General features: G+C 69.3%; 7 protein-coding genes. 2 read left to right on the top strand and 5 right to left on the bottom strand.

What is annotated here, in order from left to right; genetic code table 11:
• Window positions 1–170: 170 nt before the first annotated feature.
• The 4 genes from OG225_RS38445 to OG225_RS38430 form a co-directional block, all read right to left on the bottom strand.
• On the bottom strand, window positions 171–7,517 hold the full coding sequence (locus tag OG225_RS38445; protein WP_405179559.1) for an amino acid adenylation domain-containing protein: 7,347 nt from the start codon (window positions 7,515–7,517) through the stop codon (window positions 171–173).
• A 254-nt stretch (window positions 7,518–7,771) separates the two neighbouring features.
• Window positions 7,772–18,859 (bottom strand): amino acid adenylation domain-containing protein, encoded by an 11,088-nt coding sequence (locus tag OG225_RS38440; RefSeq protein ID WP_405179558.1) that lies wholly within the window; start codon window positions 18,857–18,859, stop codon window positions 7,772–7,774.
• Window positions 18,860–19,131: 272 nt separating this feature from the next.
• Entirely contained in the window at window positions 19,132–20,115 is a 984-nt protein-coding gene (locus tag OG225_RS38435; RefSeq protein WP_405179557.1) for a DNA-binding response regulator, read from the bottom strand.
• Between the two features lie 146 nt (window positions 20,116–20,261).
• The gene (locus OG225_RS38430) at window positions 20,262–21,095 is read right to left on the bottom strand and encodes a M23 family metallopeptidase (RefSeq protein ID WP_405179556.1); all 834 of its coding nucleotides are present in this window, start codon (window positions 21,093–21,095) and stop codon (window positions 20,262–20,264) included.
• On the opposite strand from OG225_RS38430, the gene OG225_RS38425 reads away from it, so the two are divergent.
• Both OG225_RS38425 and OG225_RS38420 read left to right on the top strand, forming a co-directional pair.
• A complete protein-coding gene (locus OG225_RS38425; protein ID WP_405179555.1) occupies window positions 21,048–22,397 on the top strand; it encodes a nitronate monooxygenase in 1,350 nt (449 codons plus the stop codon). The two genes, OG225_RS38430 and OG225_RS38425, sit on opposite strands and share 48 nt — an antisense overlap.
• Window positions 22,398–22,466: 69 nt before the next feature.
• Complete coding sequence (locus OG225_RS38420) at window positions 22,467–22,859, top strand: SCO5389 family protein (protein ID WP_405179554.1); 393 nt, start codon at window positions 22,467–22,469, stop codon at window positions 22,857–22,859.
• A 108-nt stretch (window positions 22,860–22,967) separates the two neighbouring features.
• Here the strand turns inward: OG225_RS38420 and OG225_RS38415 are convergent, their stop codons facing one another.
• Window positions 22,968–24,614, bottom strand: a complete 1,647-nt coding sequence (locus OG225_RS38415) for a long-chain fatty acid--CoA ligase (RefSeq protein ID WP_405179553.1) — start codon at window positions 24,612–24,614, stop codon at window positions 22,968–22,970.
• Between the last annotated feature and the right edge of the window lie 185 nt (window positions 24,615–24,799).

The following is a 24,799-nucleotide window of genomic DNA, read 5'->3' as shown; positions in this document are numbered from 1 at the left end:
CCCTGCTCGGGCGAACTCGAGTAAAGCCCGTCCGTGTCGGTCGGCTCACATCCGAGGAAGCCGCGGCGCGAGGCATCGGTTGTCGGCCCGCAACGCTGAAATCGCGGTGGCGACCCGCGCTCACCGATGTGCGGTGAGCGCGGTCCGCGCGGCCGGTACCGGGTTACCGACTAGCGCGGCACCGCGATCGCGAGGAGATCAGCCAAGGCGAGTACTTCGATCGCACCGGTGGAACTCGCGGGACCCGGATCACCTTCCAGGACCACGACTTTCAGGTCCTCCAGTTCCGAGACCGCGACGGCGGCGAACGAGGCGGCGTCGGTGAACAGGTGGGTGACCCATTCGTCGGCGAGGAAGCCGGTCGGGTCGCCCGCGTCGTCACCGATGACGATCGACGCGCCGTTCGTGCCCGCGGCGACCGTCTCGATCAGCGCGGACAGCGATTCCGGGCGACCGTGAGCGAAGACACGCGATTCGAAGGTCATCTCGGTGCGGGCCGCGATCCTGGCCGCCGCGGCGGCCAGCTCGTCGTAGGTCAGGGCGACGGCGCCGCCCGACCAGAGGGCCGGATCGCCGCCGCGCAGGGTGCGCACCCGGTTCGCGTAGGTCACCGGGCGCGCCGATTGCGCGGCGATCCGCGTGGCGACCGCGGGATCGTCGAGTGCGATCCAGTCCACGGTGGCGTCGCGGGTGTCCGCGACCGACCCGATGCCGACCGTGACCGCACCCGGCAGGACGTCATCCCGGTACGCGGTCGGGGCCAGCGCGGCTCCGGCCTTGAGCACCGCCCAGCGCGCCACCACCGCGTCCACGCCTCGGCCGAGCCGCACCGCGACGCCGTCGCAGGGACCGCAGCCGCGCTCGATCAGCACCCGCGCCAGACGCGAGGATCGCGCGTCGAGTTCCTGGTAGGACACCGCCCGCTCGCCCCACACGACGGCGGGCCCATCCGGATCGTCCTCGACCGCGGCCGACAGCGACTGGGTCAGTGCCGCGCCCGCCGTCGCCGCCGCGTTCTCGCCCGGATCGGCGCTCCCGCCGACGAGCACACGGTCGCGTTCCTCGGCATCGAGGATGTCGATATCGCCGACGACGACCGAGGGGTCGGCCGCGACGGCGGTGACGATGCGCTCGAAACGGCGACCGAACGCCCGCGCGGTGGATTCGTCGAAGATGTCGGTGGCGTAGCTGAAGACCACGCTCAGTTCGCCGGTCGTGCCGTCCGCGGCGCGGCGCGGGTCGACGATGACCTGGAGGTCGAATTTGGCGGCGACGGCGCCCGCGTCCAGGCCGGTGATCGTCAGGCCGGGTAGTTCCAGCGACGGCGGCTCGGTGCTCTCGAACGACAGCACCACCTGGAACAGCGGATTGTGCGCGCTCGAACGTCCCGGCGCGACGACCTCGACCACCCGCTCGAACGGCACGTCGGCATTGCCGAACGCCGAAAGGTCGGTTTCCCGCGCCCGGTCGACCAGGGCGCCGAAGGTGGCGCCGGAATCGACGGGGATACGCAGCGCGAGGGTGTTGACGAACATGCCGACCAGATCGTCGAGCGCGCGTTCACCGCGGCCCGCGAGGGCGGTGCCGATGGCGATATCCGAACTTCCCGACATCCGCGCGAGCAGTACCGCGAGCGCGGCGTGCACCACCATGAACAGGGTCGAATTGTGTTCGCGGGCGATTCTCGTCAGATTCTCGTTGACCTCGGCGGGCAGCACGATCCCGGTCGCCGCCCCGCGCATGGACGGCACCTGCGGGCGCGGGCGGTCGAGCGGCAGCGCCAATTCCCCGGACAGTCCGGCGAGCTGACCGCGCCAGTACGCCAATTGCGTGGCGGCCACGGAGTTCTCGTCGGAATCCTCGCCGATCGCGGCACGCTGCCACAACGCGAAATCCGCGTACTGCAGTTCCAGCGGCACCCAGGACGGCGAACGTCCTTCCACCCGTGCGACATACGCGGTGGCGAGATCGCGGGCCAGCGGCGTCATCGACACACCGTCGGCCGCGATGTGGTGCACCACGACGACGAGCAGATGATCCTCGGCCGCGGCTTCACCGACCAGCAGCACCGCGCGCAGCGGAACCTTCGCGGTCACGTCGAAGCCGACCGCCATCAATTCGCCGACGCGGCGCATCGGATCGTCGTTCGTCTCGACCTCGAGCCCGCCGGGCAGTGCCTCGGCCACGGTCAGGATCTCCTGGTACGGCAGGCCGCCGGTGCCCTCGGCCGGGTAGCGGGTGCGCAACGCCTCGTGCCGTTCGAGCACATCGGCGACGGCGTAGCGCAGCGCGGACACGTCGAGTGCGCCGCTGAGCCGGATGGCGAGCGGAATGTTGTAGGCGGGCGACGCCGGATCGAGCTGATTGAGCACCCACATCCGTTGCTGCACCAGCGACAGCGGCACCTGATCGGGCCGTTCACCCCTGGTCAGCGGCGGACGGGCGGGACCGTCGCCCGCGCCGGGCACGATCCGGGCGGCCAGCGCCGCGACGGTGGAGGCCTCGAACAGTTCGCGCACCGCGAGTTTCGCGTCCAGCGCCGCGTTGACGCGGGCCACCGCGCGCGTGGCGAGCAGCGAATTACCGCCGAGCGCGAAGAAATCGTCGTCGAGTCCGACCTCGACACCGCCGAGCAGTCCCGAGAACACCTCGGCCACAGCCTGTTCCAGCGGCGAGGACGGGGCGCGGTAGGTCGCGTCGCTGACGAATTCCGGAGCGGGCAGCGCCTTGCGATCCAGTTTGCCGTTGGGGGTCAGCGGCAGCGCGTCCAGGACGACGACGGCGTCGGGCACCATGTAGCCGGTCAGGAATTCCGCGACGGCGCTGCGCAATTCGACAGCATCGAGCCGCGCGCCGGTATCGGGGACCGCGTAGGCGATGAGCCGGTCGCCCGCGTGCTCGTCGGCGCCGATGAGCACGACGGCCTGACTGACGCCCGCGCAGCGCAGCAGCGCGGATTCGATCTCGCCGAGTTCGATACGGAAACCGCGCAATTGGACCTGCTGATCGCTGCGACCCGCGTATTCGAGATTCGCCTCACCGCCGAGTCCGACCCAGCGACCGACGTCACCGGTGCGGTACATCCGGGTTCCGGGCGCGCCGAACGGGTTGGCGACGAATCGGGTCGCGGTGAGTCCCGGCCTGCCCAGGTAGCCGCGCGAGAGCTGACGCCCCGCGACATTGATCTCCCCGGCCACCCCGACCGGCGCGGGATGCAAGCGCTCGTCGATGACGTAGGCGTCCAGGCCCGGCAGCGCCCGGCCGATGACGCTGGCCGGATTCTCCACCTTCTGTTCGTCGAGCGACAGGAACGACACGTGCACCGTGGTCTCGGTGATGCCGTACATGTTGACCAGCCACGGCGCGTCCACCGCGTGCCGGTCGTACCAGCGCCGCAGTTGACGCAGGTCGAGCGCCTCGCCGCCGAACACCACGTAGCGCAGCGCGAATTTGCCCTGGCCGGTGGCGTGCGCGGCGCGGTCGGCCTCGGCCAGCTGGTAGAACGCCGACGGCGTCTGGTTCAACACCGTGACCTGTTCGCGAATCAGCAACTCGCGGAACAGTTCCGGCGACCGCGAGGTCAGGTAGTCGACCACGACGACGGTGCCGCCGTTGGCCAGCGCGCACCACAGTTCCCAGACCGAGAAGTCGAACGCGAAGGAGTGGAACAGCGTCCACACGTCGGTCTCGTCGAATTCGAACCGCGACTGGGTATTCGCGAACAATTCGACGACATTGCGATGGGCCACCCCGACGCCCTTGGGCACGCCGGTGGAACCGGAGGTGTAGATGACGTAGGCGAGATTGTCCGGGCGCAACGGCGCGCGTCGGTCCGCGTCGGTGATGGGGGCGTCGGCGAAGAGCGCGGTCTCCTCCAGCAGCACGACCGGACGGCCGGTGTCGGGCACCGCGTCGCGCTCCCCCGCCGTCACCAGAACGCAGGCGGGAGCGGCGTCGGAAAGCATGAATTCCAGCCGCTGGGCCGGATAGGCGGTATCGATGGGCAGGTATCCCGCGCCGGAGAGCAGCACTCCCAGCAGGGCGACGGGCAGATCCTCGGTACGAGCGACCGCGACGGCCACCAGTTTCTCCGGGCCCGCGCCACCGGCGATCAGGGCGCGAGCGACCCGATTGGCCCGGCGCTGGAGTTCGGCGAAACTCAACGCGGTGTCCCCGAAGCGGATCGCCGTCGCGTTCGGACGCAGCCTGGCTTGCACGGCCACCAGATCGACCAGGGTCACCTCGGGGATGGTCGCGCCGGGCGTATTCCATTCGCGCAGTACGAGTTCGCGCTCGCCCGGGGCGAGCAGATCGATATCGCCGACGATCGCCGCGGAATCGGCGACCAGCGAGGACAGCACCAGAGCGAACCGGTCCGCGAAATCCCGCACCGTCGGTTCGTCGAACAGGTCGGTGGCATAGGTGTAGGCGATGGAGACGCCCTCGGCCCTGCCGTCGGGCCCGATGTTCTCGACCAGTTCCAATTGCAGGTCGAATTTCGCGAGCGGCACCGTCATCTCGACGCCCGTCGCGATCAATTCGGGCAGTTCCAGCGAGGTGGGCGCGAGGTTCTGGAGCACGAGCAGCACCTGGAACAACGGATGACGCGCGGTCGAACGGACCGGGTCGAGCAGTTCGACGAGCCGCTCGAACGGCACGTCGGCGTTGCCGAAGGCCTCCACGTCGCTGCCGCGGACCCGGCCGAGCAGTTCCTCGAACGTGACACCGGGATCTACTTCGGTGCGCAGCACGAGGGTGTTGACGAACATGCCGATCAGATCGTCGAGCGCCGCCTCGCCGCGACCGGCCACCGGGGTGCCGATGGCGATATCCCTGGTGCCCGACAGCCGGGCCAGCAGCACCGCGAGCGCGGCGTGCGCGACCATGAACAGCGTCGAATTGTGTCGCTTGGCCACCGCGCGCAACGCGGTGTGCAATCCGGCGTCGAGATTCGCGCGCAGCGTCGCGCCCTCGTTGCTGGCGACGGCGGGACGCGGACGGTCGGCGGGCAGGTTCAATTGTTCCGGGAGACCGGCCAATTCGCGCTTCCAGAAGCCGATCTGACGACTCAGCAGCGAATCCGGGTCGTCCTCACCGCCGAGGGTCTCGCGCTGCCAGATCGCGAAATCGGCGTACTGCACCTCGAGCGCGGGCCAGATCGGCGCCGCGCCGGAGACCCGATCGGCGTAGGCGGTCATCAGGTCCCGGGTCAGCGGGCCCATCGAGAAGCCGTCACCGGCGATGTGGTGCACCACGCTGACCAGGATGTGCTCGGTCGCGCCGATACTCATCAGGCGCAGCCGGATCGGCGGCGCGGCGGTCACGTCGAAACCGGCCATCACCGTCTCTCCGACGAACTGGGGTACCCGCTCCTCGCTGCCCTCGATCACCAGCAGTTCCGGCACCGCGTCGGCGTCGTCGATCGAGAGCACCCGCTGCACGCCGATACCGTCGACTTCGGGGTAGACGGTGCGCAAAACCTCGTGACGCTCGATCAGATCGCCCACCGCGGCACGCAGCGCCGCGACGTCGAGCCTGCCGGACAGGCGCACCGCCATCGGAATGTTGTTGACCGCGCTCGCCGGATCGAAGCGGTTGAGGAACCACATCCGCTGCTGGGCGTAGGACAGCGGCACCCGCTCCGGACGTTCCACCGGATGCAGCGCCCGGCCCGCGGGGGTGTTCGCCTGCTGCTCGACGCGTTCGGCCAGTGCCGTCACGGTGGTCGCCTCGAACAGCAACTGCACCGGAACCCGCACGTCGAGCGCGGAACCGATCCGGGCCGCCGCCTGCGCGGCGAGCAGCGAATTGCCGCCGAGTTCGAAGAAGTCGTCGTCGGCGCCCACCTCCGCGTCCTCGACACCGGCGAGCAGCAGCGCGCCGAAGATCTCGGCGATGGTGCGCTCGGTCGGTGTGGTCGGCGCCCGGAATTCGCGCACGGCGAACACCGGCTCGGGTAGCGCGGCGCGATCGAGTTTGCCCACCGCGTTGAGCGGGATCTGCTCCAGCACCACGATCGCGGCCGGAATCATGTACGCGGGAAGCGATTCCGCGAGATGCGCGGTGAGCGCGGCGGTGTCGACGGCGGCGTGCTCGTGCGGTCGGACTTCGTGCGGCAAGACGTAGGCCACCAGCGCCGTCTGGCCCGAGGGCAGCGTCTTGCCGAGCGTCGCCGCGTAGTCGACGGTCGGATGAGCGGTCAGCGCGTTGTCGATCTCGCCGAGTTCGATACGGAAACCGCGGACCTTGACCTGGAAGTCGACCCGGCCCAGATATTCGATGGCGCCGCCGTCCTCGGCGCGGCGCACCAGGTCGCCGGTGCGGTACAGCCTGGCCCCCGCGTTCTCGGTTTCCGCGCCGAACGGACTCGCCACGAAACGTTCGGCGGTGAGACCGGGACGGCCGAGGTAGCCCTGCGCGAGCGCGGGACCGGACAGGTAGAGCTCGCCGATGACACCCGCCGGAACCGGCCGCAACCTCGGATCGAGGACGAACGCGCCGACGCCGGGAATGGCGGTGCCGATGGTGACCGGTTCGTCGGCCCGCATCGGCGCGGAACTCGTCGCGAGGATGGTGGCCTCGGTCGGGCCGTAACCGTTGTAGAACTCGCGGGTGCCGTCGGCCCAGCGGCCGACCAGTTCCGGACCGAATTTGTCGCCCGCGACGACGATGGCCCGCAGATCGGGCAGATCGGCCGCGTCGACCGATTCCAGCGCCCCGGGGGTGATCAGCATGTGCGTCACCCGTTCGCGACGCAGCAGGTCGGCGAGTTCGAAACCGCCGAAGACCGACGGCGGTGAGATCACCAGGGTCGCGCCCGCGGTGAAGGCGAGCAGCAGTTCGAGCACGGACACGTCGAAATTCGGCGAGCAGACGTGCAGCACCCGCGACTGTCCGTCGATGCCGTAGTGCTCGCGTTCGGCCGCCACCAGTCCCGCGAGACCGGTGTGGCTGACGACGACGCCCTTGGGCTTGCCGGTGGAACCGGAGGTATAGATGACATAGGCCGGATGTCGCTCGTCGAGCGGACGCACCCGGTCGGTGTAGGAGATCGGGTGTTCCGGGCGGTCGGCGAGCCGTCCGGCGACCACCGGATCGTTGAGTTCGATCCAGTACACCGACGAACCCAGCACCGAGCGGTGGGCCTTGGTGGTGAGTCCGACGGTCGCGCCGGAATCCGACAGGATGTGCGCGATCCGGTCCGACGGATAGGACGGATCCACCGGTACGTAGGCCGCTCCGGTCTTCGCGATGGCCCAGACCGACAGCACCGATTCGATGCTGCGGGCGATGCCGATGGCGACGACGTCACCGGGGCCGACGCCGCGTTCGATGAGTTCACGGGCCAGACGCGAGGAGTCCGCGTCCATCTGGCGGTAGGTGAGTTCGACGTCGTGCTCGCGCACGGCCACCGAATCGGCGGCGGACTCGACCGCGGCGGTCAGCAGCTGACCGAAGGTGGGGCTGCCCGACCTGCGGCGACGACTAGAACGGCCAGTACGGCGGGCAGTATCCATTCGGGTGTGATCACCTCTCGCGTGCAACTCGGCCGCACGGCCGTTCTGTCAATCGGCCCCACCCCGTGGATCGTGATCCTGGGCCAGCGCGGTCCGAGCAATCATATCGGTCGGCCCGGTCACCGACACCCGGCGGACATATGACCGACGGCCGGGTGCTTTCCCCGGATGCATCGGTTCCGGGGGCCGCGATGTTGCAGAACCGTCGGTACGTGGGGCCGCTCACAGGTCACCGTCGGCTGCCGCTGGAGTTCTCACAACCGGTACCTCAGCAGTTCGGCGATCGTGCGCAGCGAGGCATCGGTGGCCATCCGCCCGTGTGCGACGGGAATCGGGTGATCGCGCACACATCCGGTCACCGCTTCGGTCCAGGTCGCGGCATTGGTACCCGGCGGCCTGGTGGAATCGGCCGTTCCGTCGTTCGCGGGCTCGGGGGCATCCGGCTCGGTCCCACCCGTCGCGGTGGGGTCGCCGACCGCTGAGAAATAGACGAGGTCACCGGCGAAGGGCCTGGGACGGTAGGCGGCGTCGAGGGCGATGGATTCGATCGCGGCGTCGACCACGCGCTCGATCCGCGCGGCCCCGAACGAGGCGAACGGTTCGGGCAGCGCGCTCAACCGCTGCGCGAGCAACGCGACCTCGCTCGCCTCGTCGCCGCCCTCGTCCGGTCCTGGATCGCCGAAAAGATCGACGAACAACTCCCGCACCAGCTCCCGCCGCACCTCCGGCCAGGAGTGCGCGACGGTGTCCGGTTCGGCGATATGGCGCAGCGCGCTGTCCATCATGCCGAGCAGCGCCACCCGCTCGCCCTCGTCCTGCAACTGCACGGCCATCGCGTGCGCGAGCACGCCGCCCAGCGACCAGCCGAGCAGGTGATACGGCCCTTCCGGCTGTACCGCGCGGATCTGTTTGACGTAGTGCCGCGCCCAGTCCTCGATCGAATCCGGTAGCGGCGCGGCCGAGCCCAGTACCGGGGTCTGGAGTCCGTAGAGCGGTCGGTCGGTGTCCAGGTGGACGACGAGACCGGCGAAGGACCACGAGATCCCGCTCATGGGATGGACACAGAACAGCGGTTCGGCCGTGCCGGAGGTCCGCAACGGCAACAGCATGTCGAACGCCGCGTCCGCGCCCGCGCCCTCGGTGCCACGCACCCGCAACTCGGCGACGACGGCCGCCGGGGTCGGCGCGGTGAAGATCCACACCACCGGAACCCGCTCGGACACCGCGTCACTCAGCCGAGCGGACAACTCGGTCGCGATCAGCGAATTACCGCCGAGTTCGAAGAAGTTGTCATCGAGTCCGACCCGATCCAGGCCGAGCACATCGGCGAAGATCCCACACACGGTGCGCTCCAGCCCGGTCACCGGCGCGCGGTGGGCGCGTCGACGGGCTCGCGGCTCGGGGAGCGCCGCCCGGTCGAGTTTGCCCACCGCGGTCAGCGGCAGTTCGTCCAGCACGACGATCGCGCCGGGCACCGTATGCGACGGCAGGGTGCGCGCCGCCCAGTCCGCGAGCCGGTCCGGGTCCAGCGTCGCGCCCTCGGCCGCGACCACGTAGGACACCAGCGTGGTCGCCCCCGCGGCGTTGTCGCGCCCGATCGTGACGGCGATGTAGACGTCGTCGTGGGTGGTCAGCACCGCGTCGATCTCGCCGAGTTCGATGCGATAGCCCCGGATCTTGACCTGGAAGTCGGTGCGGCCCCTGTGGTCGAGCACGCCGTCGGCGGACCAGGCCGCGAGATCGCCGGTGCGATACATGCGTTCGCCCGGCCGGAACGGATCGGCCACGAAACGCTCCGTGGTCAATCCGGGGCGGCCGAAATAGCCGCGCGCCAACTGCGCTCCGGCCAAATACAATTCACCGCTGACCCCCGGCGGCACCGGTCGCAGCCACCGATCCAGCACGTAGACGCGGCTGTTCCACACCGGGACGCCGATCGGCACGGTCGGCCGATCGGCGGCGTCGACCCGGTGGCCGGTGACGACGACCGCCGCTTCCGTCGGGCCGTACAGATTGAACAGTTCCGCCCACGGCGCGGCCGTGGCGAACCGCCTGGCCAGCACGGGCGGCAACGCCTCACCCGCGGTGAGCACCCGGCGCAGCGAAACCGGCAGCCGACCCGTCGTCAGCGCGTCGAGCATCGACGGCACCGCGTGCAGCGTCGTCACGCCCTCGCGCGTCATCAACTCGTTGAGGTAGGCCGGATCGCGCTGCCCGCCTGGAGCCGCGATGACCAACCGGCCGCCGCACACCACCGGCGACCACAGCTCCCACAGCGACACGTCGAAGGTCACCGCCGTCTTCAACACCATCACGTCATCGCCGTCGAGACCGAATTCCGCTGTCTTCCAGCGCAACTGGTTGACGATCGCGGCGTGCGACACCGCGACGCCCTTGGGTCGCCCGGTGGAACCGGAGGTGAAGATGACATACGCGGTGTGCGCGGCGCGCAGCGGTGCGAGCCGATCGGCGTCGGTGATCGGGGCGGTGCTCACCGCGCCGAGATCGACGTCGTCCAGGCCGATCACCGGCGCGGCCTCGGTAGCGAAGGCCGTGCCGGTATCGGTGAGCACGCAGATCGGGGCGGCCGTTTCCAGGATATAGTCCGAACGGACCGCGGGCTGGTCCGGATCGATCGGCACGTACGCGCCGCCCGCCCGCGTCACCGCGAACAGCGCGACGACGAGATCCACCGAACGATCGAGGGCGAGCGCCACCCGCGACTCGGGACCGACGCCGAGCGAGATCAGATACCGCGCGAGACCGTTCACCCGCCGATCCAGCTCCGCGTAGGTCAGCCGCGCGCCGTCCGGCGCGACCACAGCGACCGAGTCGGGCACGGCGACCACCGCGGCGTCGAGCAGCGTCAGGAGGGTGGTGGTCGAATCCAGCTCGCGCGCGGTGTCGTTCCAGTCGTCGAGCATCCGCGCCCGCTCGGTGGGCGAGAGCATGTCGATCGCGCCGACCGGAATGTCCGCGTCCTCGATCACCGCGTCGATGATCCGCGCGAAACGGTCGGTGAAACCCCGCACCGTCGATTCGTCGAACAGATCCGTGGCGTAGGTGAAGTAGCCGCTCAGACCGGCCGGGTCGCCGTGTTCGTCGTAGCTGTCGGCCACGACGACATGCAGATCGAATTGCGAGAGCCGCAGATCCGCGTTCCCGGTCGTGATGGTCAGTCCGGGCAGTTCCATCCGGACCCGGTCCAGATTCTGGAAGGAGAGCCCGACCTGGAACAGCGGATGCCGCGCGGTGGAACGCGCCGGGTTGAGCACCTCCACCAACCGTTCGAAGGGCACGTCGGCGTGGGCGAAGGCGTCCAGATCCGTCTCGCGCTGCCGGGTGAGCAGTTCGGTGAAACCCATGCCGTCGTCGACCCGGGTGCGCAGGACGAGGGTGTTGACGAACATGCCGATCAGGTCGTCCAGCGCGGGATCGGCGCGGCCGGCGATCGGGGCGCCGATCGCGATGTCGTCGGTACCCGACAGGCGTGCGAGCAGTATCGCGAGCGCGGTGTGCACGACCATGAACAGCGTCGCCGAATGGGTGCGCGCGATACCGGCGAGCGCGGCGTGCGCGTCCGCGTCGACACGCAACTCCACCCGGCCGCCCGCGAACGACTGCGCCGGAGGCCGGGGCCGGTCCCTCGGTAGCTCCAGCTGATCGGGGAGGTCGGCGAGCGCGGCGCGCCAATAGGCCATCTGTTCGGCCGCCACCGAACCCGGCCGGTCCTCGCTGCCGAGCATCGCGCACTGCGACAGCGCGTAGTCGGCGTACTGGAACGGCAGCGGAGCCCATCCCGGCTCCTCGCCGCGCGCACGCGCCGCGTAGGCCGTCGCCAGATCCCGCGTCAGCGGACCGGCGGAAAGTCCGTCGGCGCAGATGTGATGGACGACCATGACCAGCACGTGATCGCTCGCCGCGACGCGCAGCAGTTCCGCGCGCACCGGAACCCGCGCGGTGACGTCGAAGACCACCCCGACCGCCCGCGCGACGGCGGTATCGATATCGGCGACCTCCCGCAGCGCCAGTCGCGGTGCGTCCTCGTGTTCGGGGGCGAGAACGACCTGCGCGGGCCCCTCCTCGGTCTGCGGGTACCTGGTGCGCAGGATCTCGTGTCGCAGAACCAGATCGGCGAAGGCCAGGCGCAGCGCGTCGGCGTCGAGCGCGCCGGTCAGGCGCAGCACGACGGGGATGTTGTAGGCCGCCGATTCCGCGTCGAATCTGTTGAGGAACCACATCCGCCGCTGCGCGGGCGAGAGCGGAATATGTTCGCCCGCAACACCGCTCGTGCGCGCGAGCACCGGCGCGCTCGGCCGGACGCCGGTGAGGCGCGTGACCGCTTCGGCGCAGTCGGCCACGGTCGGCGCGGCGAAGAGCACCCGCACCGGAACCCGCGCGTCGAACGCCGCGCCCAGGCGCGCGGTCACCCGGGTGGCCAGCAGCGAATTACCGCCCCGATCGAAGAAGTCGTCGTCGGCCCCCACGCGTTCGATCCCGAGTACCTCGGCGAAGATCTCGGCCACGGTGTGCTGCGCACCCGTCGACGGCGCGCGGTAGGAGCGCGTCGCGACGCGCGGATCAGGCAGGGCCGCGCGGTCGAGTTTGCCCACCGACGTCAGCGGGACCTGGTCGAGGACGACCACCGCGGCGGGCACCATATGCGCGGGCAGCGTCCGCGCCGCGATTCGTCGCACGGCGTCGGGGTCGAGCCCCGTCCCGGTCACGTAGGACACGAGAACGGTCACGCCGCTCGCGTTCTCACGTCCGACGGTGACCGCGAAATCGACCAAGGGATGCGCGAGCAGTACCGAGTCGATCTCGCCGAGTTCGATCCGGTAGCCACGCACCTTGACCTGGAAATCCGTGCGGCCCAGGTATTCCAGCCGCGGGCCCGCCGATTCGGCGTCGGCCGCGGTGACCCGCCGGACCAGATCCCCGGTCCGGTACATCCGCGTGCCCGGTCCGCCCCACGGATCGGCGACGAAGCGTTCGGCCGACAGTCCCGGCCGGTTCCGGTAGCCGCGAGCCAGACCGCCCCCGGCCAGATACAGCTCACCGGTGACACCCGGCGGTACCGGACGCAGTCGCGCGTCCAGGACGAGCGCCGACATGCCGTGCACCGGTTTGCCGATCGTGATGCGCTCTCCCGCAGCCAATTCCGCGAAGGTCGAGATGATGGTGGTCTCGGTCGGTCCGTAGCCGTTGAGGTAGCGGCGTCCCGGCTGCCAGGTCGCGAGCAGATCCGGTGTCGTCACGTCGCCGCCGACCGACACCACCTCGAGCGCGTCCAGACCCGCTGGATCGACGGTGCCAAGCACCGCCGGGGTGATGATCGCGTGGGTGACCGCCTCGGAACGCAGCAGGTCACCGAGTTCCTCTCCGCCGATCACCGAGCGGTCGGCGATCACCAGCGTCGCGCCGACAGAGAACGCGCACAGCCATTCGAGCACGGACGGGTCGAAACTCGGCGCGCAGATGTGCAGCATCCGGTGCCGTGACGCGAGCCGGTAGCGGCGCACCGCCTCGTCCACCAGACCGCCGAGTCCGGCGTGGGTGACGGTGACGCCCTTGGGCCTGCCCGTCGAACCGGAGGTGTAGATGACATAGGCGGGATTGCGGATGTCGAGCGGGGCACGTCGGTCCGCGTCGGTCACCGGGGTCGCCGGTCGCGTCGCACAGTGCCGTTCGAAGTCCGGGTCGTCCAGGACCAGCCATTCCACGTCGTCGGGGAGCCGTTCGGCGTATTCGGAGACGGTGATGCCGAGTACCGCACCGGAATCGGTGACCAGATGACGCGACCGCTCGAACGGATGCGCCGGATCCATCGGCACGTGCGCGCCACCGGCCTTGGCGACCGCCAGTGCGGCGGCGACCATCTCGTAGGAACGCGGCAGGGCGACCGCGACCGAATCCTCCGGTCCGATACCGCGTTCGATCAGCACCCGCGCCAGGCGCGAGGTGTACTCGTCCAACTCGCCGTACCCGATGGATCGTCCCCGGTACCGCACCGCGACCCGGTCACGCCCGGATTCGACACCCCTGCCCCACGGTTCGGGCATCGTCGCGGAAGCCATGACGTCGTCACCCGCGACCCGGGTCAGCGTCACCTGCTCGGCCGTGCTCAGCAGTGCCAGGTCACCGACCGGCGTACCGGGCCGCTCGGCGGCGTCGGCGAACAGCAGCAGGAAGCGTCGGGCGATGATCTCTACGGTGTCGCGGTCGAAAAGTTGAGGTGCGAAAGCGAATTCGGCGTCGATACCATCCTGGGATTCGCGGATGCACAGCATCAGATCGAATCCGGCGGTATCGATGCGGTGTCCGGCCGACAGCGCCACCCGCACCGGCGACGGGGCGGTCTCCGGTCGATCGAGCAGCGCGACGACGGCGTCGAGGGACAACGCAGCCCGCGCGAACGCTTGGGCGGCAGTCTCTTTCGCCTGTTCCAGTACCGTTTCGAAGGGGGTGTCACCGGTGATCCCGGTGCGCAATACCACCGCGTCTCCGGCATCGGCCCCGACGACGGCGATGTCGTCGCCTCCTGATAGCCTTGCCAGCAGAATCGCGAAAACCGAATGGGCGAAGGAGAATACGGTCGTGCGACGGCTGCGGGCGAGTTCGAGCGCCGAGCGGTACGCCGGACCGTCCACCCGGAATTCCACGCGACCGGTGGCGACGACGGGTACGGGCGGCCTCGGCCGGTCGGTGGGCAGACTCCAGTCCTGCGGCAGATCCGCGAGGGTCTCACGCCAATACCTCGCCTGGGCGATGACGTCGCCGCGCCGGGTGAACAGCAGGTCGAGATCGGCCGGGGTGTGTTCCGGCGCAGAGACGAGTTCGCCGATGGAGGTGCGCAATCGGTCGGCCAGTGCCCGCGCGGCCTCGGTGGTGACCGAGTCGAGTCGGTACTGCACCCGCACGAGCAGCCGTGTCCCCAGGTCGATCTGGACGGCGACCGGATAGTGGGTCACATTGGCGCCGTGCAGCGCGACGATTTCCAGACCGTCGATCGTGCCGTAGGCCTCGCGCAGGCCGTCGGCGTCGACGGGATAGGACTGATAGGCCATCAGCGAATCGAACAGTTCGCCCGCACCGACCGCCCGCTGGATCTCGGACAATCCGACGTGATGGCTGCCCAACAGCGAAACCTGTTCGGATCGAAGCTGTTCCAGCAGACGGTGCAGCGGCGCGTCCGGATCGAAGCGGACGCGGACCGGGACGGTATTGGCGAAGAGGCCGACCATGTCGTCGACGCCGTCGAGCTGCGGCGGACGACCGGACACCACCGCGCCGAAGACCACGTCCCGACCGCCGACACTGCCCGCGAGCACCAGGCCCCAGGCCGCCTGCACCACGGTATTGACGGTGACGTCGTTGGCGGCCGCGAATTCGGTCAGCGCGGTCGTCTCGGCCACCGAGAGATCGGCCTCGCAATCCCCGTACCCCGATACCGGCGACATCGGCGCGGGCAGGGCAGCGGCCAACCGGGTCGGTGTGACCTCGCGCAGCGCCTCGCGCCACGCGCCGATCGCGGTATCGCCGTCGTATCGCGCCAGCCAGGCCAGATGATCGCGGTACGGGCGCACGCGCGGCATCGCCTCCGGATCGCCGTGCACCGCGTAGGAGATCAGCAATTCCTTCATCAGCAGCGGCATCGACCAGCCGTCGAGCAGCAGATGATGTGCGGTGAGCACGAGGTGCACGCGCCCGGAATCCGCGCGGTACAGCGTGAATCGCAGCAGCGGCGCGACCGTGGGGTCGAAGGAGAGGCGCTGCTCGGCCGCGAGCAGCGCGACGGGATCCTGTTCGTCGGTGTCCACGATCCGCCAGGGCACCCGGGTGCCCTCGGCGACGAGTTGGACCGGCACGCCCTCGGCGGTGGCCACGAACGCCGTGCGCAGGATGGCCTGGCGATCGAGCACCGTCTGCGCCGCCACGCGCAGCCGGTCCGGATCGATCACGCCGGACAGTTCGACCGCCGACTGGAGCAGGTACGGATCGGCCGAACCCTCCGAAACCTCGACCAGGAACAGCAGACCGGCCTGTAGCGGAGACAGCGGGAGCACATCGGCCAGCCCCTGGTATTCGCGCTGCCACCGGTCGAGTTCGGCCTGGCCCACACGGACCAGCGGCACATCCGACGGGGTCAGGCCACCGGCCGACGGGTCGTGCGCGTGCGCGCCGAGCGCGGTCAGCGCCGCCACCCAGTGCTCGGCCAGATCGCGCACGGCCGACTCGTCGAGTATCTCGCCCGCGTAGGCGAACGAGGCGGTCAACTCGGCGCCCGACTCCGCCTCGATGACGATCGCGTTGATGTCCACGACGGCGGCGGCGGGCATCTCCGGATCCTGTTCGGCCTCCGGTTCACCCCATTCGCCGGTCGGCAGCCAGCCGGTAGCGGAAGCGGATTCGGACATCCCGCCGGTGGCGATCCGTCCCAGGTAGTTGAAGCCGATCTGGCCGAGCGAGCCGTCGAGTTCGCCACCACCGCCACCGAGATGGCGCGCCATGCCGAAACCGATACCGCGATCCGGAACCGAGAGCAGCTGCTCCTTCACGGTTTTGAGCAGTGCGCCGATCTCGTCGCCGTCGCGGCGCGCGGCGTCACGGGCGATACCGGTCAGGTCGAGCGCGACCGGATACACGGTGGTGAACCAGCCGACGGTGCGGGTCAGATCGGCGCCCGCGACCGCCGACTCCTCGCGGCCGTGACCTTCGAGCCGGATGCGGGTGGCCGCGGCGTCGATGCCGCGATCGGCCCGCCACGAACGCACCGCCAGCGCGAGGGCTGCCAGCAGGCCGTCGTTGACGCCACCGCGATAGCGCGCGGGAAGTTCGGTCAGCACCGCGTGGGTGATCTCGGCCGACAGTGTGACGCCGACCCGCCGAACGGTGGCGGCGGTATCGATCGCCGGATCCAGAACCCGCGCTCCCAGCGGCGGATCGGGCACCGCGAGCACCCCTCGCCAGTACGCCGTCTCGTCGGCGCGGGTCGCCGCCGCGTCGACGAGCCCGTGCGCCCAGCGACGGAACGAGGTGCCGACCCCGGGCAGCGCGATCGGCTGCCCGGCCGCCCGCAGCGCCCACGCCGTCAGCAGATCACCGATCAGGATCCGCCACGACACACCGTCGATGACCGTGTGGTTCGCCGCGACGATCAGCGCGTTGCTGCCGTCGGGGCGCGACAGCCAGGTGAAGGCGACCACGCGCGCCCGTTCCGGTTCCAGGGTGTCGAGCGCGAAGTTCATCGCGGTATTCGCGGCTCTGCTCAGAGCTCGCGCGTCGAGTCCCTCGGGCAGTTCGACGCGGGTGAGCAGCGTTTCCACGTCGACGGCACCGGGGGGCAGGGCGCACAGTTCCCAGCGCCCGTCGACCGAACGCAGTCGCGCGCGCAGCATGTCGTGGTGATCGAGCACCGCGGCCAGGGTCGCGACCAGATCAGCGCGGTCGACCCGGTCGGGCAGGGCGAGCACCATCTGCTGGGTGAACCGGCCGAAGATCCGTCCCCCGGACAGGTAGGCGGACAGCGTCGGTGTCAGCGGCATCTCCCCCCCACCGCCACCCGGCAGTTCCGCGAGGGTCGGCGCGGATTCGCCGCCGAGCACCGCGACCCGCGCCAATCCCTCCACCGTGCGCTGTTCGAAGACGTCCTGGGGGGTGAAGGCGATCCCCGAAACCCTGGCCCGCGACACCAACTGGATCGACAGGATGCTGTCACCGCCCGCGGCGAAGAACGAATCCTGCGCCCCGACCCGCACCCCGAGTACCTGCGCGAACAGTTCCGCGAGATGGGATTCGACGACGCCGACCGGATCCCGCGAGACCGAGGTCTGGAAAACCGGTTCCGGGAGCGCCTGGCGATCCAGCTTCCCGTTGGCGGTCAGCGGAATCGCGTCGAGCGCGATGATCGCGGACGGCACCATATGGCCGGGCAGCGAGGTACCGACGAAGCGGCCGAGCTCCCCGGTGTCGACGTCGATCCCGTCGCGCGCCAGCACGTAGGAGACCAGCATCGTCGCACCCGACGGCGCGACCTTGCCGAGGGTCGCCGCGTATTCGATATCGGGATGGCCGGTCAACGCGGCATCGATCTCGCCGAGTTCGATACGGAAACCGCGGACCTTCACCTGGAAATCGGACCGGCCCAGATATTCGAGAACACCGGCGTCGGCGCGGCGGCGCACCAGATCACCGGTGCGATACATGCGCGTGCCCGCCGTACCCGCGTCGCCGCCGAAAGGATTGGCGACGAACCGGTCCGCCGTCAGGGCCGCCCGCCCCAGATAACCGCGCGCGAGCGCCGGTCCGAACAGGTACAGCTCGCCGGTGACCCCGGCGGGCACCGGACGCAGCCGGGTGTCGAGCACCGCTGCGCCGACGCCGGGCAGCGCCGCGCCGATGGTGATCGGCGCGCCCGGCGTGAGTTCGGCGCTGCCGGTGGCCAGGATCGTGGCCTCGGTGGGGCCGTAGCCGTTGTAGAAGGCCCGTCCGTCCACCGCCCACCGCTCGACCAGGCCCGGCCCGAAGGCATCGCCCGCGACCACGACGACCCGCAGCCCGTCCAGCCCGGCCGGATCGACGGATTCGAGCGCCGCCGGGGTGATCAACATGTGCGTGACGTGTTCGCGACGGATCAGATCGGCGAGTTCGACGCCGCCGAACACCGTCGGCGGTGACACGACCAGCGTCGCCCCCGAACCGAAGGCGAGCAGCAGTTCGAGCACCGAGACGTCGAAACTGGGCGAGCACACGTGCAGGACCCGGGCCCGCTCGTGCACCGCGTAACGCTCGCGCTGCGCGGTGACCAGCGCCGCGAGTCCGGCGTGGGTCACCACGACGCCCTTGGGACGACCGGTGGAGCCGGAGGTGTAGATGATGTAGGCCGGATGCTGTTCGGTCAGCACCCGCACCCGGTCGACGTAGGAGATGGGATGCGCGGGCCTGGCCTCGATCCGGCGACGACAGTCCGGATCGTCGAGTTCGAGCCAGTCGATATCGGCGCCGAATCGCGCGCGGTGCGTGGAATCGGTGAGCCCGAGCACCGCACCGGAATCGGCGACGAGGTAGGCGGCGCGTTCGGGTGGAAGGGCGGGATCGACGGGGACGTAGGCCGCGCCGGTTTTCGCGACCGCCCATACCGTCAGCACCGATTCGATCGAACGGGTGAATCCGGCGGCGACGACGTCACCGGGGCCGATACCGCGGTCGATCAGTTCGCGCGCCAGTCGCGACGACGATTCGTCCAACTCGGTATAGGTGAGTTCGCGGCGGCCCGTGGCACCGATCGGGCTGTAGCTGATCGCTATCGAGTCGGCGGCGGATTCCACCGCGACGGTGAGCAACTGAACGAACAGCGGGGCGCTCGATCGGCGACGAATGCGACCTCGAGCAGTCCGGCGAACCCCATCCATCGGTGTCCAGCATTCCTCTCGGTCGAGCTCACACAATTGCGCCGAAACCCACCGACCCGGCTGGATTCCGGCGCGTGCGGCACCGGCGTCGAACAAAGCGCGAGGAATGATTCGGGCGTTTCGGCCCAATCAGATCACAGGAATCGGCGTCGCGCCGTGGGAGCGGCAACCGGCCGAGATCGGGCGAATTCGCAGTTGCCAGATCATAGCCATCCCCGTCTCGCGGCCTGCACGCCGGCCTGGAATCGGGTACTCGCACCGAGTCTTTCCAGCAGCCGGGCGGTCCGCCGGACCACCGTGCGCCGCGACATCCCGAGCCTGCGCGCGATGGTGTCGTCGGTCGCGCCGAGACCCATCAGCGTCAGGATCGCCCGGTCACGTTCGTCGAGTTCGTCGGCGGTCGGATTCACCGAGATCGGCGCGGCCAGCGACCACAGCACATCGAAGGTCTTGACGATCAATCGCAGCGCGGGTGAGCCGGTGATGCGCAATCCCATCGGATCGGGACGGCGTTCGTCGGCGTGCAGCACCAGACTCGCGCGATCGTCGTCGCAGATGATCACCTTGAGCGGCGGGTCCGGCAGGGTCCTGGCCTGCGCACCGACGGCATTGGTGGCCAGCGCGTGCCGCAGCCGTTCCGGATCCTGGTAGATCGCGTCCTGGTAGAGGGTCTGGTAGCGAATGCCCGCACCGAGGCGAGCGCGCTTGAGCAGGAACAACTGCTGTTCACGATCGGGGTCGCTCAGATACGGCGGGCGTTCGATGACCTTGACGCAGCCGCGCGCCGCGTGCTGGATCTCCTCGAAATCGGCCAGCATCTCCAGGCGTTCGTACACCGGCACCACCGCGCCGTTGCCACGCGGCGACCGGCGCACCGAGCGGAAGGTCTCGCTCAGTCGCGCCGCGGAGGCGTGCATCTGGCTGATCGCGTGCTGACGCCGTTTCGCCTCGGATTCCGACAGCGATTCGGGCGCATGCGCATCCCAGATCGGTTCGCCGTCGCCGTCGTCGAGACGGACCGCGGCCTGCAATGCGCACAGGACCTCAAGGGAGGCGGCGGCGGACTCGGGGGAAACGCTCAGGTAGCGCGCGATATCGGCAAGTCCGGATCGCGGATGGTGGACCAGCGCGGCATAGGCTCTGCCGTGCGGTGATCCAGGCTCGAAGATATCGCCAAGCTCGGTCACGGGCCGAGCCTAACGACCCGCAGGGCGTCACGGGTCCGCATGAGCGGACAGATTCGCCGGGTAGTCATCGAACCGCTTCGCGTCGGTACATCGTGCCCCTGCCCGATCGGGTGTGAGGTGTGGAACCGCAAGCCCGGCAGCGATACTCAGTGCTGCGACGGGCCCCAGTGCATCGGGACGCCCTTGTCGGCGAGATAGGGCATCGGGTCGATCTTGCTGCCACCCTGATCCCAGATCTCCAGGTGCAGATGCGGTCCGGTCGACTGACCCCGGTTGCCGACGGTGGCGATGACATCACCCGCGCGCACCTTCTGACCCGCCTGCACGAGCATGTCGTTCACGTGACCGTAAACCGCTGTGGTGCCGTCTTCTTGGAGTACGCGCACCCACAGGCCGAAGCCCGAGGCCGGTCCCGCTTCGATAACCGTGCCGTTGCTCACCGAATGAATCGGGGCGCCCAGGTAATCGGCGAAGTCGAGACCGTAGTGCATTTCACCCCAACGGCTTCCGAATCCGGAGCTGATGGCGCCGCCGACCGGACGCACCGCGGCGGGCGCGGGGGCGACCTGCTGCTGCACACCCTTGAGGATGTCCTCGACCTGCGACAGCGGACCGGCGATCTCCGGGGGGAGGTTGCCGATGCCGAACGGCGCGGCGACCGGCGCGGCGACGGGAATCGCGGCGGCCGGAGTCGTGGCGGCGGCGGTCTCGACGGTCTCGGCCGGGGCGTCGAACTTCGCCTGGGTGGTCGAGATGTCACTGCCCTTGAACGTGATCGGCTCGATGGCCTGGGCCGCGTCCTCGGCGTCGTGATCCGAGAGCGGGGCCGCGATGGCGGGAGCGACCTGCGACAGGGTGCCGATGATGGCGCCCGCCGCGACGGCGGCGCTTGCGGCCATCTTCACTCGCTCGGCGGCACTCGACTCGACGCGATGTCGTGTCGGCCGACCCGAAACGCAGCCTTCGCCGATGAGGCTCATGACGGTGATGGAACTGGGGCCTACCCGGTGCTGCGACAAAGCTTCGTCCTAGCTTCCGACTACATTGAAGAACGAAGCCCGACAGGATTACCCCGTTCGGTGAACCCGAAACTATGTAACGTTTCGGCCTCCGTTGTGATGGGAACTCTACCCCGTCGTGACCATTTCGCAACCTTCGATACCAATCTTTTTGTTTCGGGCCAGGTCACGTGCTTTTTTCGAAGGTTACGGACAGGCATGGGCCAGACTCGAACCGTGATCATCGACGAACTGCGCGTCCCGATCGTCCTCGCCCCGATGGCGGGCGGACCGTCCACTCCCGAGCTCACCGTCGCGGTGACCGAAGCGGGCGGCTTCGGCATCCTCGCGGCGGGCTACCTGAGCGCGACCGAGGTCGCCGCGCGAATAGCGGCCACCCGCGCCGCGACCGACGCCGCGTTCGGGGTCAACCTGTTCGTCCCCGGCCCGGCGACCCCGCCCGCGCGCTTCGCCGACTATCTCGCCGAGATCGGCGCCGACCACGAACTCGGCGCGTCCCGATACGACACCGACGACTGGGAAGCCGAACTCGACCTGCTCACCGAATCCCCGGTCGCGGTGGTCACCTGCACCTTCGGCTGCCCCACGCGAGCCGAGATCGCGCGGCTGCACGCGGTCGGCTCCGAGGTCTGGGTCACGGTGACCTCGGTCGCCGAGGCGCTGATCGCCGTCGACGCGGGAGCCGACGTCCTCATCGCGCAGGGCGCGGAGGCGGGCGGACACCGGGCGACCTTCACCGACCGGGTGACCGACGACGCCGTCGATCCGCTCGGCCTGCTCGCGCTGCTGCAACTGCTCGACGCTGCGGTGGACCTGCCGATCGTGGCCACCGGCGGCATCACCACCGGCGCCGGTATCGCCGCCGCGCTCGCGGCGGGCTCGGCCGCGGTCCAATTGGGCACGGTCTTCCTGCGCTGCCCGGAAGCCGGAACCAATCCGGTGCACCGCGCCGCGGTCGGCACCTCCGAGCCCACCATGCTCACCCGCGCGTTCACCGGCCGCAGGGCGCGCGGGGTGCGCAACCGATTCATGGTCGAACATTCGGCGAACGCGCCCGTCGCCTATCCCGAAATCCATTACGCCACCGCGCCGTTGCGGGCGCGGGCGCGCGCGGCGGGCAACCGCGACGATGCCAACCTGTGGGCAGGTCAGACGCAGGCGCTGACGCCAGAGCTACCCGCGGGCGATCTGGTGCGCACGCTGGCCGCCGACACGAAAACCGCACTCGATAAAGCACTTTCACGCCGAATCCAGTCTTGTTGACAACCACTTTCGATTAGACTTCGGGGACATCGCACCGCCCATCCACCCCATCCCCAGGAGGAGAGCGCCATGTCCCTCGATGTTCCCGCAGCAATACTCGAACGCGCAGAAGCCGGTGAGGTCGACGACGCCGACTTCGCCGAAGTCGTACGAACCTCACTGCCGTACGCGTGGGAAGTGGTCAGCCGGGTCGCCGGCGAACTGGAGTCGGGGTCGGAGGAATACGCCGACAATCTGGTCGCGCCGCCGGACGAGGTGGCCCGCGGCCAACTGTTGCGCGCCATGGCCTCCGACGCGATTCGCGGCGGCCTGGAACGGCATTTCAAGGTCAAGCTGGCCTTCCAGAACTGCCACCGGGTGGCGGCCTTCCCGCTATCCGCGGTCGGCGGGGAGACCTACAGCCGTTTCATCGGCACCAGGGCCCAACTGTTGAACCAGAGCCCGGAACTGCGCAACTGCTGATTCCTCTCCTCCGAGAGGGCGGCTCGGCAGCAATACCGAGTGGCCGCAGCGCGACGGGCGCGGAATCCGGTGTGGTTCCGGATTCCGCGCCCGTCGCGGCGGTGTTCCTCAGCTCAGCGTCGTCACCGTCAGATCGCCGTCGGCGAACTGGGCGCGCAGCCGTTTCTTGTCGAATTTGCCGACACTGGTCTTGGGCACCTCCGCGATGAAGGTCCAGCGTTCCGGCAGCTGCCATTTGGCGAATTTCCCGGACAGGAAGTCACGCAGTTCGGTGGCTTGCCCCTCCCCTGGCTCCGCGCCTTCCTTGAGCACGATCGCGACCAGCGGTCGCTCGTCCCATTTCTCGTCCGGCACACCGATGACCGCCGCCTCGGCGACCGAGGGATGCCCCATCACGGCGTTCTCCAGATCCACCGAGGAAATCCACTCACCACCGGACTTGATGACGTCCTTGGAGCGGTCGACCAGTGTCAGGTAGCCGTTCGGGGTGATCTTGCCGACGTCGCCGGTGCGCAGCCAGCCGTCGTCGAACTTGTCCGGATCGATCGTCGCGCCCTCCGGCGAGTAGTAGGAGCCGGTGATCCACGGACCGCGAACCTCCAACTCACCCAGCGACTCTCCGTCGTTGGGCACCACCTTGCCCTCGTCGTCGACCAGGCGCGCCTGCACGGTCGCCGGGAATCGGCCCTGGGTGAAGCGGTACTCCCATTCCTCCTCGCCGGTCACCCCTGACGGCGGGTGCGCGACGCTTCCGAGCGGCGAGGTCTCGGTCATGCCCCAGGCGTGCAGGATGCGCACGCCGTGACGCTGTTCGAAGGCCTGCATCATCGCGGGCGGCACCGCCGAACCGCCGACCACGACGGTCCGAAGATGGCTGATGTCCTGCGGTTTGGCTTCCAGGCCCGCCAGCACGCCGCCCCAGATGGTCGGCACCGCCGCCGCGAAGGTCGGCTTCTCCGATTCCATCAGTTCCAGCAGCGGGCCGGGTTGCAGGAAACGGTCGGGCATCAGCACATTGGCACCCGACATCAACGCGGCGTAGGGCAGGCCCCAGGCGTTCGCGTGGAACAGCGGGACGATGGCGAGCACGTTGTCCGCCTCGGTGAAACCCATGCTGTTGGGCGAGATCACCTGCATGGCGTGCAGCCAGTTGGACCGGTGCGAATACACCACGCCCTTGGGGTCGCCGGTGGTGCCCGAGGTGTAACACATGGCCGCCGCCGACCGTTCGTCGATCACCGGGTAGTCGTAGGTATCGGACTGCGCGGCAAGGAGTTCGGTGTAGGAGTGCACCTGCACGCCTTCGGGCGCCTCCAGTGCGGCGGCCTCGCCGTTGGCCACGATGACGTGGCGCACCGTCTTCAGATTCGGCAGGTACTGGGCGAACATCGGCAGCAGCGTGCCGTCCACGATGACCACCTGGTCCTCGGCGTGGTTGGCCACGTAGACCAACTGCTCGGGGAACAGCCGGATATTGAGGGCGTGCAGCACCGCGCCCATGGCGGGCGCCGCGATGTAGGCGACCATGTGCTCGTTGTTGTTCCACATGAAGGTCGCGACCCGGTCACCGACGCCGATGCCGAGCCCGCGCAGCGCGTTCGCCAGCCGCGCCGCCTCCGCGCCGAGTTCGCGGTAGGTCATGGTGCGCACGCCGGTTCCGGTCCATGTGGACACCGTGCTGTCGCCCTGGAACGTGGACGCGTATTTCAACAGCGTCGCCAGCGATAACGGCTCGTCCTGCATGGTGCTCAACATGGGAACTCCCTAAGTTTGTAGGTGTCTGGGGTTGGTGCCCTGGATGCCCAGAGCGGTGGGGTGTAGCTGATGGTTGCTTGCCGTTGGTTTGGCTTCAAAGGACTGGCTGCCCCACCGCGCTGGACACTCCGACCGCTGATTGAGAGCTTGTTGCGGGTCGTCGCTGTTTAGGGATCTGTCGGCGG

Source organism: Nocardia sp. NBC_01377, from assembly GCF_045040005.1.
GTDB lineage: Bacteria > Actinomycetota > Actinomycetes > Mycobacteriales > Mycobacteriaceae > Nocardia > Nocardia noduli.
The sequence above is the reverse complement of the archived record's forward strand: the minus strand, read 5'-3'. Positions and strand labels throughout refer to the sequence as shown.